The sequence below is a fragment of the Reinekea marinisedimentorum genome (genome assembly GCF_004341165.1).
In the GTDB taxonomy this organism is placed as follows: domain Bacteria; phylum Pseudomonadota; class Gammaproteobacteria; order Pseudomonadales; family Natronospirillaceae; genus Reinekea; species Reinekea marinisedimentorum.
The window spans coordinates 1-15,140 of the sequence record NZ_SLZR01000028.1 but is presented as its reverse complement, the minus strand read 5'-3'; the positions used below and the strand labels follow the sequence as shown (position 1 = coordinate 15,140).

At 52.9% G+C, this 15,140-nt stretch carries 16 protein-coding genes; 8 read left to right on the top strand and 8 right to left on the bottom strand.

Annotation, left to right across the window (positions count from 1 at the left end):
- Positions 1-75 precede the first annotated feature (75 nt).
- Positions 76-1,104, top strand: coding sequence for a nicotinate-nucleotide--dimethylbenzimidazole phosphoribosyltransferase (locus BCF53_RS18260; RefSeq protein ID WP_165901991.1), 1,029 nt, complete (start codon positions 76-78; stop codon positions 1,102-1,104).
- A 15-nt stretch (positions 1,105-1,119) separates the two neighbouring features.
- On the opposite strand, the gene BCF53_RS18255 is transcribed toward BCF53_RS18260, so the two are convergent.
- The 3 genes from BCF53_RS18255 to BCF53_RS18245 are packed head-to-tail and all read right to left on the bottom strand — an operon-like array spanning position 1,120 to position 3,909.
- A complete protein-coding gene (locus BCF53_RS18255; RefSeq protein ID WP_132704061.1) occupies positions 1,120-2,520 on the bottom strand; it encodes a M17 family metallopeptidase in 1,401 nt (466 codons plus the stop codon).
- Positions 2,521-2,558: 38 nt separating this feature from the next.
- On the bottom strand, positions 2,559-3,518 hold the full coding sequence (locus tag BCF53_RS18250; protein ID WP_132704059.1) for an LpxL/LpxP family acyltransferase: 960 nt from the start codon (positions 3,516-3,518) through the stop codon (positions 2,559-2,561).
- 7 nt (positions 3,519-3,525) lie between these two features.
- Positions 3,526-3,909, bottom strand: coding sequence for a RidA family protein (locus BCF53_RS18245; protein WP_132704057.1), 384 nt, complete (start codon positions 3,907-3,909; stop codon positions 3,526-3,528).
- 186 nt (positions 3,910-4,095) lie between these two features.
- On the opposite strand from BCF53_RS18245, the gene speA reads away from it, so the two are divergent.
- Both speA and BCF53_RS19260 read left to right on the top strand, forming a co-directional pair.
- Entirely contained in the window at positions 4,096-6,000 is a 1,905-nt protein-coding gene (gene speA / locus BCF53_RS18240; RefSeq protein WP_132704055.1) for a biosynthetic arginine decarboxylase, read from the top strand.
- The gene (locus BCF53_RS19260; protein WP_165901990.1) at positions 5,997-6,155 is read left to right on the top strand and encodes a hypothetical protein; all 159 of its coding nucleotides are present in this window, start codon (positions 5,997-5,999) and stop codon (positions 6,153-6,155) included. Before speA ends, BCF53_RS19260 begins: the two co-directional genes overlap by 4 nt.
- Before the next feature lie 30 nt (positions 6,156-6,185).
- Here the strand turns inward: BCF53_RS19260 and BCF53_RS18235 are convergent, their stop codons facing one another.
- Complete coding sequence (locus BCF53_RS18235; protein ID WP_165901989.1) at positions 6,186-7,070, bottom strand: adenylate kinase family protein; 885 nt, start codon at positions 7,068-7,070, stop codon at positions 6,186-6,188.
- A 123-nt stretch (positions 7,071-7,193) separates the two neighbouring features.
- The gene (locus tag BCF53_RS18230) at positions 7,194-7,469 is read right to left on the bottom strand and encodes an HU family DNA-binding protein (protein ID WP_132704051.1); all 276 of its coding nucleotides are present in this window, start codon (positions 7,467-7,469) and stop codon (positions 7,194-7,196) included.
- 277 nt (positions 7,470-7,746) lie between these two features.
- Here BCF53_RS18230 and BCF53_RS18225 point away from each other — a divergent pair, with 277 nt between their 5' ends.
- The 4 genes from BCF53_RS18225 to phoR all read left to right on the top strand — a co-directional run bounded on the left by BCF53_RS18225 (position 7,747) and on the right by phoR (position 11,421).
- Positions 7,747-8,298 carry a chorismate--pyruvate lyase family protein gene (locus tag BCF53_RS18225; RefSeq protein WP_165901988.1) on the top strand — a complete coding sequence of 184 codons (552 nt, stop codon included), beginning with the start codon at positions 7,747-7,749 and terminating at the stop codon, positions 8,296-8,298.
- Between the two features lie 60 nt (positions 8,299-8,358).
- Entirely contained in the window at positions 8,359-9,240 is an 882-nt protein-coding gene (gene ubiA / locus BCF53_RS18220) for a 4-hydroxybenzoate octaprenyltransferase (protein WP_132704047.1), read from the top strand.
- 79 nt (positions 9,241-9,319) lie between these two features.
- Positions 9,320-10,027 (top strand): phosphate regulon transcriptional regulator PhoB, encoded by a 708-nt coding sequence (gene phoB, locus BCF53_RS18215; protein WP_132704045.1) that lies wholly within the window; start codon positions 9,320-9,322, stop codon positions 10,025-10,027.
- Positions 10,024-11,421: a phosphate regulon sensor histidine kinase PhoR gene (phoR, locus tag BCF53_RS18210; RefSeq protein WP_132704043.1), complete on the top strand. Its 1,398-nt coding sequence runs from the start codon at positions 10,024-10,026 to the stop codon at positions 11,419-11,421. Before phoB ends, phoR begins: the two co-directional genes overlap by 4 nt.
- A gap of 7 nt (positions 11,422-11,428) precedes the next feature.
- Here the strand turns inward: phoR and BCF53_RS18205 are convergent, their stop codons facing one another.
- The 3 genes from BCF53_RS18205 to BCF53_RS18195 form a co-directional block, all read right to left on the bottom strand.
- Positions 11,429-12,355 carry a response regulator gene (locus BCF53_RS18205; RefSeq protein ID WP_132704041.1) on the bottom strand — a complete coding sequence of 309 codons (927 nt, stop codon included), beginning with the start codon at positions 12,353-12,355 and terminating at the stop codon, positions 11,429-11,431.
- 826 nt (positions 12,356-13,181) lie between these two features.
- Positions 13,182-13,970, bottom strand: a complete 789-nt coding sequence (locus BCF53_RS18200; RefSeq protein WP_279389147.1) for a S1/P1 nuclease — start codon at positions 13,968-13,970, stop codon at positions 13,182-13,184.
- 29 nt (positions 13,971-13,999) lie between these two features.
- Complete coding sequence (locus BCF53_RS18195) at positions 14,000-14,371, bottom strand: DUF3392 family protein (RefSeq protein WP_132704037.1); 372 nt, start codon at positions 14,369-14,371, stop codon at positions 14,000-14,002.
- 291 nt (positions 14,372-14,662) lie between these two features.
- Here BCF53_RS18195 and BCF53_RS18190 point away from each other — a divergent pair, with 291 nt between their 5' ends.
- Positions 14,663-15,133 (top strand): Arm DNA-binding domain-containing protein, encoded by a 471-nt coding sequence (locus BCF53_RS18190; RefSeq protein ID WP_165901987.1) that lies wholly within the window; start codon positions 14,663-14,665, stop codon positions 15,131-15,133.
- The last annotated feature ends 7 nt before the right edge of the window (positions 15,134-15,140 follow it).

The window sequence follows — 15,140 nt, the reverse complement described above, 5'->3', positions numbered from 1 at the left end:
ATGCTTTCCAACATTGTTCGCGAGCCGGATGAAATTCCTCTGCTACACTCAAAAGGTTACAGAGGATCAAGATTTATGCCCGTCACCTTCAACATCAAACCGACCGAACTGACTCACGCCCAACGCCTGGAGAGCCAGCTAAACTGCGTGGGCCTCAGCACTCAAGCCTTTGGATTACTTGGCAATGTGGTTCGCCGTATGGCCTCAGTTCAGCGCTCTACCCATATTGAACTGCAGCAACTGCGGCACCTGGTCTTTTGCAGTGACCACGGTGTATTCGAAAATTACGCCGGTGAGCAATCCGCATCCGGCAACTCTCAACTTCAGGTTCGAAAGCTGCTTTCCGGCCAGGCTCCGCTGGCGAATATGTGTACACTGCACAATATTGAAATGAGCATTATCGACTGCGGCCTCTGTTGCGATGAGATGACGCCGCGACGCCTGTTCACGGTGAATAAAATTGCCCACGGCTGCCGGGATTTCAGCACCGTCGCCGCCATGACCGAAGCACAACTGGAGGCTGCTGTTCACCTTGGGGTTGAGCAGGCATCTCTGAAACTGGCTGAGGGTGCCCGGGTACTGTCATTCGCCGCCATTGGTCAGGGGCATACACTGAGCGCTGCAGCAATCACCATGGCTTTGCTTAAGATTTCAGCGAAGGAAGTCATCGCCAACCACAATCATCATGAGCCGGGCATTATTGACGATAAAATCAACATTCTGACGCAGGCACTGCAGCTGCATTCGGATCAGCTGACCGATGCCTGGCAGATCGTGCGTCATCTAGGCGGCTTTGAAACAGCCACCATCATGGGCGCGATGCTGGTCACCGCCGAACTCGGCGGCACCTTTCTGGTGGATGGCTTCGCCTGCTCAGCAGCACTGCTGGCATTGCACAGCCTGTACCCGAACATTGTTGACTACGCCATCTTCACCCATCAGTCAGCCTACGGCGGCCAGCAGATTATTATGAAACACCTGAATCAACGGCCGCTGCTGAATTTAAGCCTCAGCTCAGGCGAAGGCAGCGGTTCTGTGTTGGCCTGGCCATTGATCACCTCGGTCGTCACCAGCCTGCAGGACAGTATCGCTCACAGCGATTGATTAAACCCGGGAAGTTCAGCCCAGCGTCTTTATCAATTGCTGCGTCAGCCGCACACCAAAGCCGGTGACATCGGTAGGCACATGCGCCAGCCCGCCCTTATGCTTGGCCGCCGACAAATCCAGATGCACCCAATGCACACCCTGCTCAACAAAGCGGCTTAAGAAGCGTGCGGCATCGATATGGTCTGATGACTTGCCCGGATTGCACTGCTGAATATCCGCGACACTGCTTTTGATGTTTTCATCGTAATCGACATCCAGCGGGAATGGCCAGATACGCTCACCACTGGCTTTACCGGCGCTGATCAGCGGCATAATCCAGTCTTCATTATTCGTGAAAACACCGGAGTAACGGGTCGACAGCGCGCCGACACAGGCTCCGGTCAGGGTGGCGTAATCAACCACCAGCTGAGGCCGCTCGCGTGATGCCAGCGTCAGGGTATCGGCCAAGATCATGCGGCCTTCGGCATCGGTATCGACGATCTCAATGGTGGTACCGTTCAGCGCCCTGACCCATTCATTGGCGTGGTAGGACTGCGGGCCAATGTGGTTTTCGGTCAGCGCCAGCCAGGCGGTGATATTCACCTTCTCGTTCGCCAGTGACGACGCCATCAGGCTGCCCAGTGCAACGGCACTGCCGGCCATATCGCCATTCATACCAAACATTGAACCGCCGGTTTTCAGGTTGTAGCCACCGGTATCGATGGTCACCCCTTTGCCGACCAGGGCGATGTTCCGGGCAGATTCCGGATCCCCCTGATACTGCACGCGCACAATGGCAGCTTCAGCATCGTTCGAGCCGCGGGCAACTGAAACGAAAGCGCCGGCCCCCATCTGCTCTAGCTCTTTGTAGCTGTACACGCGGCAATCCCAGCCTTCGGTTTCCGCCAGTTGCTCGACCATGGCACGGTACGAGGCCGGCGTGAGTTCATTGGCCGGCAGTACCGTTAAAAAGCGGGCAAAGGCATTGCCTTCGGCTTCGGCCAGGCGCTGCGCTACCCGTTCGGCGGAAATACTGCCAACCAGAGAAATTCTCAAATCGCGGTTAGGGCCGTCTTTCTTACCGAACCGGGGCAGCTTGTATTGCGCAGCCAGCACGGCACAAAGCAGCGCATCGAGCAGTTCTTCACGATCGGCAATAATCGCTACATGAGCGGTCGTGGCTTTAATGGCACTGCCGGTAACAGCGCGCGCCAGGGTCAGGTATTCAAAGGCATTGAGATTCATGGCCGGTGCGCGACGGTATGACCAGAGCCTGCCATCCGGCAACAGTGTGCGCAGGCTGCGCTCACCCTTCAGCTGCTGAACAATAAACGGCTGCTGCGAGCGCTCACTCCACTCAATACAGCTATCGGCATCTTCCGGCAACTGCGCAACAACGGACACATCGAACTGAGGGTAATCAAATTTTTTCATAGGAACTCTTTTAAAAAATCACCAGCCACGAACAGAGGCTAATAGACAGATGGCTCGCCTTCGGGGCGGGTTTTAAAGCGCTTGTGAAACCAGAGGTACTGCTCCGGATGCTCGCGAACGCAATCTTCCAGCCAATTTACCCAGGTATGGGTGTCGGCAATATGATCATCGGTGGGTATGTTCATCAGCGGATGAATGGTCATCACATACTTAGGGCTTTTACCTACTCGATACGCACTGATCGGCAGCACGATGGCATTTCCGGCTTCCGCAAGCTGACTGGTCATGGGGATGGTTGCCGCAGGCACGCCAAAAAAGGGAACAAACACTGAACGCTTCGGGCCGAAATCCTGATCCGGCAAGTAGGCCAGATTGTCGCCGGCTCTTAAATGGCGAATCATGGCTTTGATGTCTTTGCGGGCAACGGTGTACTCGACAAACTGCTCCCGTGAGCGGGTCATAAAATAATTAAACAGTGGGTTGTCGTGCTTACGGTAGATGGTGCCAACCGGAATTTCAGAGCCGAGCATCGCCGCCCCCAGGTCCAGCATGGAAAAGTGGCAGGTGAACACCAGAATGCCGCGGCCGTCTTGCTTCGCTGCTTGGTAGTTTTCCCAGCCCTTTATTTCAATCTCGAGGCCATTAATGCCACGAACCCAGGCGTGCGCGGTTTCAATCAGACCAAAGGCATTAGCGAACAGCGCATCTTCAATTAGCCTGGCCTGTTCATCGGCAGGCAGATCGGAAAAACAGGCGCGAATATTGGCAACGACGGTGTTGTAGCGCGATTTGGCAAAGCGCTTAATCACCGCGCACAACAGATGAGCAAAGCCGATCTTCAGCCGCCACGGCAGCCAGGCAATGATATGCAGGCCGGCAATCGCCAGCCAGGTTGACCAAAATTTAGGCGCGAGAAAATCAGAGTAGCGATAAATCTCGGTCACCCGCGAGTCTTTCTGGTTCTTGCTGAACTTCGGCTTGGTTTTCGCGGAACGCATGATTAAATCAGTCCAGTTCGGCGATGCCGTCCATTTCCACCAGCGAACCCTTAGGCAGCTCAGAAATACCAATGGCCGCACGTGCCGGATACGGCTGCTGGAAATACTCAGCCATTACCTCATTGACGGAGGCAAAGTGCGACAGATCGGTCAGGTAGATATTCAGTTTTACGATATCCTGCAACGAGCCACCGGCCGCTTCGCAAACCGCAGTCAGGTTCTTGAATACCTGGTGTACCTGCGCTTTGAAATCACCCTCGACCAGCGCCATAGTTGCCGGCACCAGTGGAATCTGCCCGGAAAGGTAAACCGTTTTGCCAACCTTTACGGCCTGTGAATAGGTGCCAATGGCCGCCGGCGCATTGTCGGTAGAAATAATGATTTTACTCATTGCAAATTCCTTGGTAAAAAAAGCTATTCAAATAGCGAAATAAACATAGAATAACGCACCCTGTTTTTGGCAAAACATCAAATAGAGTATTTCACCAGGCTGTGTGCGCTAGACGTTCGAAGGCCTCATACAATAACAAAGCTCTGAACAAGTTTGGAGCGCTCCCGAAAGTTTGAGGAGAACGATATGAAATGGAACGTTAGCGATACCATTGAACTGTACAACGTTAATCGCTGGTCTGAGGGTTACTTCTCGGTAAACAAAGATGGCGATACCGTGGTCACCGCCGGCAACGGCATACCACTGAAAAATATTGTTCTCGAAGCCAAGAAAAAGGGCATGCAGCTTCCTTTGCTGGTGCGGTTTCCGCACATTCTGCACGACCGCGTCGCGCAGATTACCACCGCCTTTGCCAACGCGATTAAAACCGAGCGCTACAAAAACCACTATCAGCCGCTGTACCCGATCAAGGTAAACCAGCAGCGCCGCGTTGTTGAGGAAATCATCAACGGTCAGCGCCTGGCCAATGCCCCACGCATTGGGCTGGAAGCCGGCAGTAAGCCGGAACTGATGGCGGTCATGGCGGAAGCCTCTAAAGGCCCGACCACGATTGTCTGCAACGGCTACAAAGACGAAGAATACATTCGCCTGGCGCTTTCCGCGGAAAAGCTGGGGCACCATGTTTATCTGGTGGTCGAGAAATCGACCGAGGTCGACTGGATTCTCAGCATCTCCAAAGAGATGAACGTACTGCCACGCATTGGCGTACGTGCGCGTCTTTCCAGCACCGGTCGCGGCAAGTGGCAGAGCTCCGGTGGTGAAAAGTCTAAATTCGGCCTGACCGCATCCGAGATCATCTCCGTTATCGATCAACTGAAAGAGCACGATCGGCTAAGCTGCTTCCAGCTGCTGCATTTCCACCTGGGTTCACAGATTGCCAACATTCGCGATATTCAGATTGCGCTGCGCGAGTGTGCCCGCTTCTATGTTGAGCTGCGCCAGTTGAATGCTCCGGTTGAGGTCATCGACGTGGGCGGCGGTCTGGGTGTCGATTACGAAGGCACCCGCTCTCGCGAATCCTGCTCAATGAACTATTCAACTCAGGAATACGCCAACAACGTGGTGTATGCCTTCCGTGAGGCCTGTGAAACCTCGGAGCAGCCGCACCCGATTATTTTCAGTGAATCCGGTCGCGCGGTAACCGCGCACCATGCAGTTTTGCTGGCCGATGTATCGGAGGAGGAAACCCCCGATATCACCACGCCAACGGCACCGGCAGACGATGCGCCAAACGTGCTGAAAGAGCTTTGGTACTGCTACCAGTGCACGCTCATTCACGACCGGCCGTATGCCGAGCTTTACCACGATGCCAGCTACTTCCTGAACGATGTGCACCAGGCCTATACCCAGGGTTATTTGTCGCTGTCACAGCGGGCTCAGGCCGAAGAGATGGCGCGAGCCATTAACTACCTGATTGCCAACCAGCTGAACCCGACCAAGCGCGCGCACCGCGACATGCTCGACGACCTGAACGAGAAAATGGCCAGCAAGCTGTTCGTGAACTTTTCGGTGTTCCAGTCACTGCCCGATGTCTGGGGCATTGATCAGATCTTCCCGATCATGCCGCTGACCGGCCTCGACCGTGAGCCCACGGTACGCGGTATTGTGCAGGACATTACCTGTGACTCCGACGGTAAAATCAAACACTACGTTGATGGCGAGGGTGTGGAATCGACGCTGCCGCTGCCAAACTGGCAAGCCAATGAGCGCCCCTGGCTGGGTTTCTTCATGGTGGGTGCCTATCAGGAGATTCTCGGCGACCTGCACAACCTGTTTGGTGATACCAACAGCCTGGACGCCATTTTCGATGAAAGCGGCGAGCTGATGCTGGTGAATGCCCGCAAGGGTGACTCCATCCGTCAGGTGCTGAGTTATGTCGATTTCAGTCAGGAAATGATGGTTAGCGCCTACCAGCGCCAGCTGGAAGAAAGCTCCATGCCGCTCAGCGAGAAACAATCCCTGCTGGAAAACTATCGCGACGGTATGAAACATGTTACTTATCTGCAGCCGCGGCAAACTGCGGAAGAATGATTCGCTGTGCCTTCTGCGGCCAGCCGGCGCAACAGCCGCTGCCGCAGAAAAAGGAAACGGAGGTAAGGCTCAAATGCGACCATTGCGGTCGCATGTTTCTGGTGATTATCCGCAAGCGCTGGTGGGGCTATCAGCGCAAGAGTCATATTCTCTGACCCTGAACAGCGGCAGAGAGTTTAGCACTGTCAGTTCATTAGCAGATCGTTCAAAACCACACGCGGCACACCCAAGGCGCGCATAACACTGGTGACCACCGCTTCAATCGAGGCTTCGAGGTTAAACACCGGGCCGTCTTCCGTGTGATCATAAACCGGCTGATGGGCATCAATCAGCGAAACCCGGCCAGAGCCCAGGCGGGTTTTCATGTAGTCGACACTTGGCTGTACGTTTTCGATATAAAACTGGAAGCGCTTGTGCAGCGACTCTTCGTCATCATCGGCCCGGCCACGGCCCTGCGCCCGGGTCATCATTTCCTGCCGGCTGATGCTTAAATGCATGACCGCCAGTACCGGAATATTCATAGACTCAAGAAACTCAAGCAGGTGCTCGGCGGCACGGACCGTTCGCGGGTAGCCATCGAGGATAAAGGTTTCTTCACGGGTGGAGCGCGCCTGCTCGATGTGGGCCGCGACGAAGTTTTCAGTCCAGCGGTTCGGCACCAGCAGACCATTCATGGTGCAGAACTCCAGCCATTCCAGCTGAGAAGTGTGCTTATCCATGCCGGTCTTGTTGAAGTACTTCTCCAGCTGCGCCTGGTAAGACAACACCTTTTTGGTCAGCGCCTCTGAGGTATCGACGCAATCGAAGATATTGGTGTCTGCACTCAGTTCGTACTTAGAGGACAGCAGCTCAGCGAAACTTGGGTCTTCCTTGGCACCACGGAAGGTGCTGCGTAAAATTTCACCCATGGAAAGGTGGGCTTCGGGGCGAATAGACAGGGTCCGGCACAGCGCACTGGCAACCTCACCCTTACCGCAACTGGATGGGCCAGTCAGAATAATCACACCGGGATCTCTCACGCGCACCTTTTCAACATGCACCAAAGACTTGATTCGATTCTGAACGTCCATACTCACCCTCATTAAGCAGCTAAAAATTGGCCGCAATAATAGCGGCTGATCGGTAAAAACGGAAAGCACCTTTTAACAGATACAAAAAAACCCGCGGGTGCGGGCTTTAGCTTTAAAAACAGATCAGGAGTTACACGAATCCTTCAATGCCTTGCCTGGTTTAAAGGCAACTGTGTTGCTGGCCGGTATTTCTATCGGTGCTCCAGTCTGCGGGTTCTTACCCATGCGCTTGGCGCGGGAGCGTGCCTCAAAGGTGCCAAAGCCCACTAAGGTGACGGACTCTTTCTTGGCAACACTGAGAGTAATTTGGTCTAACAATACATTAAGGACTTCACCGGCTTTTTCTTTAGTCAGGTCGGCATGTTCGGCGATCGCTGCCGCCAAGTCAGGTTTACGCATGGTTTAACTTCCTCTGATTCTTTATTTTTATTAAACGCCCAGGCTGAGAAACAAGGGCTGACTGTCAAAACAGAAAGCCGTAAGGTTACCCATAGATCCCGGCCATTACCACCGATAAATGCCTGAAACGCCGCAGCTCAGCGCAGTTTAGTGAGCCGGCGCAACTTATCGGCACAATCACGGCAGCCGGGCCCGGCCCGATTGATCCGGCACAGTTATTTACAGCCTGCGAAGCCGTGACCCATAATGTCGCCTCACGAAAAAAGAGATACCCCGAGTGACCCGCAATTACTGGTTACAAAACCACAGCCAAACCCACTGGCAAAGCATCACAACTGATTTCAACGCAGCCCCGGCCCATACCCTAAGCTGGCTCAACCATAAAGACTCCTTAACAGCCCGGCTCAGGCAGAATTGCTCGGCGTTTCATGTCGAGGTGCTGAACGAAGAGCTGAGCCCGGCCGACGCTAACGAGGCAGCGCTGATCACCGGCACGGAACAGGCCCCACTGTGGGTGCGTGAGGTTTACCTTTATGGCGATAATCAGCCCTGGGTTTATGCCCGCAGCAGCATGCCCGCAAACACCAGCAGCCAGTTAGCGCAGATAAAGCAGCTGCACCAGAAGCCCCTGGGTGAGATGCTGTTTTCCAGCCCGGATCTGCACATCCATGAACGCCTTGTCGCTGAGTTTCAGCCGACAGCGCAGCTAAACCCGGGCCAGAACCCTGAAATGACAGCGCTTTGGGGCAGAAGAACCCTGTTCAGGATTGGCAATTTCCCGCTGGTTGTGACCGAAATTTTTCTACCGGGTTCGCCCGCCTATCGATAAACTTAATTATCTGCTGCTAACATTATCAAACAATCATATTGCTCAGCCGAAACTGGAGTCATGGACATTATTCTGAAACGCGAAGCGCTACCCCATTACATAAAGCTGATGCGCCTGGACCGGCCCATTGGCATCTATCTGTTGCTCTGGCCGACCGTAACCGCGCTGTGGCTCGCGGCCGAAGGCATTCCCGACCTTAAAACCCTGTTTGTGTTTGTCGCCGGCGTTGTGTTCATGCGCTCCGCAGGCTGCGTCATCAATGATTTTGCCGACCGCAAAATAGATGGCCATGTGCAGCGTACCGTACAGCGGCCACTTGCCAGCGGGCTGGTCAGTGAAAAAGAAGCCTTGCTGTTGTTTGCCATTCTGCTTCTGCTTTCTTTCCTGCTGGTTCTGCAAACCAACGCCACCACCGTCCGCTTATCCTTCGTTGCGGTATTACTGGCCGCTAGCTACCCCTTCATGAAGCGCTACACCTACCTGCCACAAGTGGTGCTCGGTGCCGCCTTCGCCTGGGCTGTTCCCATGGCTTACACCGCGCTGGAAGTACCGCTGCAGAACACCACCTGGCTGTTGTTCAGCGCTACTGTTTTATGGACGGTCGCTTACGATACGCTTTATGCCATGGTCGACCGCGACGATGACCTGAAGATCGGCGTGCGCTCCACGGCCATCCTGTTTGGTGAAAACGACCGGCTGATGATCGGACTCATTCAGTTACTGACGCTGGCCAGCTGGATTCTGCTGGGCGTGCAGGCCAAGCTGGGGGTGTTCTGGTGGCTGGGAATCATGGGTGCCGCAGGGCTGTTTTGCTATCAGCAGTGGCTGATCCGCAACCGCGACCGGGACGCCTGCTTTAAGGCCTTTTTACACAACAACTGGGTTGGCCTGCTGCTATTCTTAGTGACGGTTATAAATTTTATGATAAATTCTGACACTTAGATGACAGCCGTAACATATATGTCATAAAAGATTCGTTAAATGACCCGATGTTTTTAGCATCCGGTAAAAGGCTGATCTTATGTCCACACGAAGCATTCTGATTGTTGATGATGAATCCGCAATTCGCGAAGTTATAGCAGCAGCACTTGAGATGGCGGGTTATCGAACCATTGAAGCTTCCAATGCTCAAGACGCTCACGGCCTGGTCGTTGATCAAAAACCCGACCTCATCCTGCTCGACTGGATGATGCCTCAGGTGAGTGGCGTTGAACTGGCCCGTCGTTTAAAGCGCGATCCGCTGACGGCTGAAATTCCAATTATCATGCTCACCGCCAAGGGCGAGGAAGACCATAAAATTTCAGGCTTGGAAGCCGGTGCAGACGACTACATCACCAAACCCTTTTCCCCGCGTGAGCTGGTTGCCCGGCTGAAGGCGGTTCTGCGCCGCTCTACGCCGGCCGGTATCGATGCCCCCATCGATGTAAACGGCCTGCGCCTGGACCCCAACTCGCACCGCGTAACTGCACATGGCAATGAACTGACCATGGGCCCTACAGAGTTTCGCCTGTTGCAGTTTTTCATGAGTCATTCAGAGCGCGCCTATACCCGCAGCCAGCTGCTGGATCAGGTTTGGGGTGGTAATGTCTATGTGGATGAGCGCACCGTTGACGTCCACATTCGCCGCCTGCGCAAAGCGTTGGGTGAAGAGTTCAAACCACTCATTCAAACTGTTCGCGGAACAGGATATCGCTTCTCCACGAAGCTTACTGAAACGGACAGTCAATGATTAGAGACATACGGCAGAGCTACTATCAGAAACTTATCGTTTCTTTTATCGGGGTCATTACGGTCGGCTACCTGTTTGGTCACCCCTGGCTGTTCGTCAGCTTAGCGACGATAAGCTACCTGCTCTGGCTTCTTTTTCAGATGAATCAGCTGGTCGCCTGGCTGGCGTCCGGTGCGAAAAAAGCGCCTCCGGAATCCAGCGGCTTGTGGGGCTCGGTTTTTGATCACCTCTACAAGGTGCAGCGTGACCATCTGAAACAAATTAGAAACTACCATGATGTCTTCCGGCGCATACGTGCCTCAACGGAAGCACTGACCGACGGCATCATGGTTCTGGATTCCTCCGGTGCCATTCAGTGGTGGAACTCAGCAGCAAAAGACCTGCTTTGCCTTAAGCAGATCGACGACGGACAACTGCTGACCAACCTGATTCGCGACCCTAAATTTATCAAATTCTACCATCGCCAGCGCTATCACGAGCCGCTGACGATGGAAAACCCAGCCAGACAACATGCCTATATCCAGATCTCGATGACCCTTTATGGCAAAGGCGAGCGCTTGCTGTTGATTCGGGATGTCACCCGGTTGAAGCAACTGGAACAAATGCGCCAGGATTTCGTGGCAAATGCCTCTCACGAGCTTAAGACTCCACTAACGGTTCTGAAGGGGCATCTGGAAAACATCCTTACCTTTTCTGAAAACCTTGAACCGCCGGTAGAGAAAGCACTGCACACCATGAATACGCAAACCGTGCGTATGACCAATCTGATCAATGATCTGCTGCTGCTTACCCGGCTGGATAACGAAAGCAGCACCCGCGCAGACGAAACCATCGACATGGTCGACTTTATTGAACAGGTCGCCGCCGACGGCCGGGATTTTTCCGGTCAGAAGGCACATATCATCACCGTGAATACCCAATGCGAACATGAACTGCGCGGAAACAAGGGCGAGATTCGCTCCGCCATCAATAACCTGGTCTTTAACGCGATCAACTACAGCCCTGCTGGCAGCAACATCACAATCAGCTGGCAAAAAGCCGCTTCCGGTGCAATTCTCAGCGTTCAGGATGAAGGCGAAGGCATTGATCAATACCATATTCCGCGGCTTACCGAGCGCTTTTATCGCGCAGATGCCGGGCGCTCCAGCGAAACCGGAGGCACCGGGCTGGGGCTGGCCATTGCCAAGCACGCGCTGGCACGTCACAACGCGCGCCTGGATATCATGAGTCAGAAGAATAAAGGCTCTGTGTTTAGCTGCGTTTTCCCGGAAGACAGAATCATCGCACCGGCGCTAGCGCAGGTTGAAGAGGCTGAGCCGACAGAGCTCAAAGCTCTGCCGCAACAGCCGCCAGAAGAACCTGTGGTAACAACCCCATCGGATACGCACAAATAGTCAGCGGCTACCTGCGATGCGCTTCGGCAACAAAATAACTTAACGTTTCCAGCTTATCATTGTCGTCATCCACCACATGAATGGCGACCTCTGCCTGATGGCAATCCAGCGCCTTAGAGTGCAGCGAAACTGCGGTGACAAAGGCGTTGATTCTCGCCAGAGCCTTGCCCTTCGGTTGCAGGTCTATAACTACTTGCTCCAGAACAGCCGGAGGCTTTCCCTCTGCGAAATCCACCAGCACCACGGCATCGGTAAGGCTGATATCACGCAACATCGCCTTCCAGCTGCTGGAGGGCGTGCGAATATCAACCAGGCCGAGATTTCGGCGCGCTGCTTTTGCCTGCTTCATCGGCGCTTTATCCACCAGAGATTCACTGCGCGAACCCGCAGCTAAAAGCCCGGCAGAACTCTTTGCTTCAGGCGTTTTAGCGGGCTTGGCATCAACTGGTTTGGCGGTCAGCACGGATGCGGAGTCGTTGCCGGTACCCGAAGACTTGGGCTGCATCGTCGCCGTGCCCTTGAGAATGGCGCGGATAAGCTCCCGGTGGTTTACCGAAAGCAGCTTAAAAACCTTCTTCAGCAACTGATCGTGACTGAATGGCTTACCAATATATTCAGAAACACCGGATTCAACAGCGGCAATCACATGCGATTTTTCACCACGACTGGTCACCATCATAAAGGGCGTTTTACCGGCGCTGTTTTCGGCTTCATAGGCCCGGAACCACTGCAAAAGTTCCATGCCGGACATCTCAGGCATTTCCCAATCGCATAACACCAAATCGTATTTCTTTTTCGCTAAAAGAGACTGGGCTTTCCTGCCATTCACGGCCTCATCCAGCTGACACTGGCTGAACTGACTTTTTATGGTTCTTTTAATAAGGTCACGGATAAATGCCGCATCATCCACCACCAGAAAGCTCAGTTTCTGCATGAGATCCCCAAATACTGACAACAATGCCTTCTAAGCTTAGCAACCGTTTGCTATGGCCGATAAAATAATTGAACCCCTGATGACACAAAGCTTCGCTTTGTAAGCATTTTCCTTCATCCAGCGTGAGACAACGGGGATAATATTCGCAGAATAATTGGCACTGCCGCTCTGCAGGCCCACGTTGATGGGGCCCTGGCAATAACTCGCAGAAGCAAGGCATTTCAGGCCGCTATAAAGTCGTACAATGGCCCCCGGCTTACGGACAGAGCCTTGGAGTTTTCATAGGGATATGACAGCCACGGATGGCTAAAAATATTGCATAGGCCGGGCAACCCTAAGGATAGGGTTACAGAAACACTCTCAACAGGGACAGACAATTAAGGGAGTTAATTGCACGGAAGATACATACCCGGCACAGGCAATTGCTGAATAATCAGGGAAAGAATTACTTTCCCTTTTTTATGCCCGATTGTCCTCTCTGCCCCCTGCCGTTGTAAGCCTATTCCTACAATCGCCGTAGGTTATGGCCAGCCCAAAAATACCGATATCTTACCTACCCCCTATAACACGGCGTTTACGGGGCGCTCCGCCGAAAGACAGTCCTTAATCGATAAAAACTACGCAGAATCAGCGCAGTAAAAGTTTATATACTTGTCGGCACAAGGACGTTGTTATGGAAGACCGCTTCAGCAGGACGCTGAACATAAACCTCAGCAAGGAAGAGGTTTGAGAGGATGCAACACGGAAGACTTGGAAAGCACAGGATGTGCTAAGCAATAACAGGATGTTATTGCCAGGGAAGATCACAACTCAGGATGAGCTTTGCTTACGATTCCGGGGGGAGCTGTCCGCTCCCCTGCTCCTCAACCTCAGGAAATAACTCATTTAACAGCGCTGCCGCGCGATAAGCCGCCTTCATCAACTGCATTTCCAGAATTTCCTGCCCCCTGTTAATTAACTCTGCACTGTAACGACCGTCCAATGCCAGCGGGTACGCCTCTGCTATTGCCAGCCGATTGGTCTCGTAGGCCCAATCCCGGGGCCTCAGCGATGCCAGCCAGGCATCCTTATTTTCCTCTTCCATCTTCCGGCTCAGCGCCTTGGCGTAACTAAACCAGTGCTGATTCAGCTTTCGGTATAGGTCATAGTTCCAGATAAACGACAGATTGACCGGCTTCAACTGGTCATCATCAAGGTAAATCTTTCTGCCACCCTGATCGCGGATGAGGCCGCAGTTCAGCGGGATATGCAGCTGCAGGTTGTAGTGCATTAAATACCAGAAAGCCTGACGCTTCTGAGTGTCATCAAAGCTCGGTTTAAGCAACACCTGCTCAGACTCGAGCACTGCAGCTACCGAACAAACCCCGTTGGCACAGTGCTTTTCAACCTCGAAGCCCTCGTCTTCCGGGTCGAACAACGTAAACTGCAGCTCAGCCAGTTTTTGGTTCTTAGGGCGGCTCATTTCAGCCTGCACGTTACCGGCGTTGCGCACCACAAGCTGCTGCCACTGTGCGCCAAACAGCCGTTCTAGCTCGGCGCTGGCGGCACTGTTCAGATAGGGCGTCATAAGCTGAGCAACGACCTGATGGCCACTTTGCTCAAATGCACTGCACAGCGAGGCCGTTGCAAATAACAGAGCAGCGACTAACCCCTGCGACTGTGCCTTTCTGCCAGCAGACCGACCACCAGAAAACAGGCGACCACCAGAGGCCCAAGCCAGAATGAACCAAACAACAGCAGAAGTTTTTTGACTACCGGAAGCAAATAGACCGCGATAGCGCCATAACCGAATGCGCATAGAGCAATAAAAACCAACGTTCTGATTAAAAAATGAGCGCCACGAACCAAAGCCCAAACAGCCTTGTTTATGCGCCCGCCATAGATCACCAGTATAGTGGCAATCAGTGATGAGGCGATAAATGTAAGATGAGGATAAAACCAACGGGACAGTGCCAGGGTAAAATCTGCAATCACCGGAATACACCCTAAATCAAATATTTCGCGGCATTGAGCCATATTTTCATCAGCGACGCGACTTTTAATCCCTCAGAACGACGAAAGCCCCGTGCTTTGTGGGCTACGGGGCTTTCTGAATTTGGTGCCGGCACCAAGAGTCGAACTCGGGACCTACTGATTACAAGATTGATACTGTTTATTTTATGAACATTCACCAAAATTCACGAATATTCATAATCCTTTGATTTTAAAGGACTTTTAGCACTCCTTGATTTCTGCACATTTCTCTAATATTGTTTCAATTCCGCTCAAAAGTAGCACCAGGGTAGCACCAGAAATTGGAGTAGTATTTTGGATACCAAATTTCGCTTCACAAAAAAGGCTATAGATTCAATACAAATACCGGAAAAACGGTTACGAATTCGTGATACCGGCGTGCCTGGTTTAGTTCTGGATATCACGCAAAAAGATGTTAGGACCTTTAGGGTTTACAAGAAGCTTAAAGGCCATAAAAGCCCCGTCAATGTCACCCTAGGTAAATATCCTTCTATCTCAATTGAGCAAGCCCGAAGGCTGGCTTCTGAAACCCTAGGGCAAATGAGCACAGGGGTAAACCCGAATGAAGATGCGCGAAGTAAGCGCAAATCTCAAATTACCCTTCAGCAAGCCTATGATGATTTTACCGGTTCTCGCCAGCTAGCCGCGTCCACCATGCGCGACTACAACTCCACAGTTGTTAGACGTCAATTACTTTGTCCGGTCCGCGACAACTATGATGGCCGGTTAGGTGTCGTTACTTCTATGACCTTTGATTCGTTTTAACTGTTGC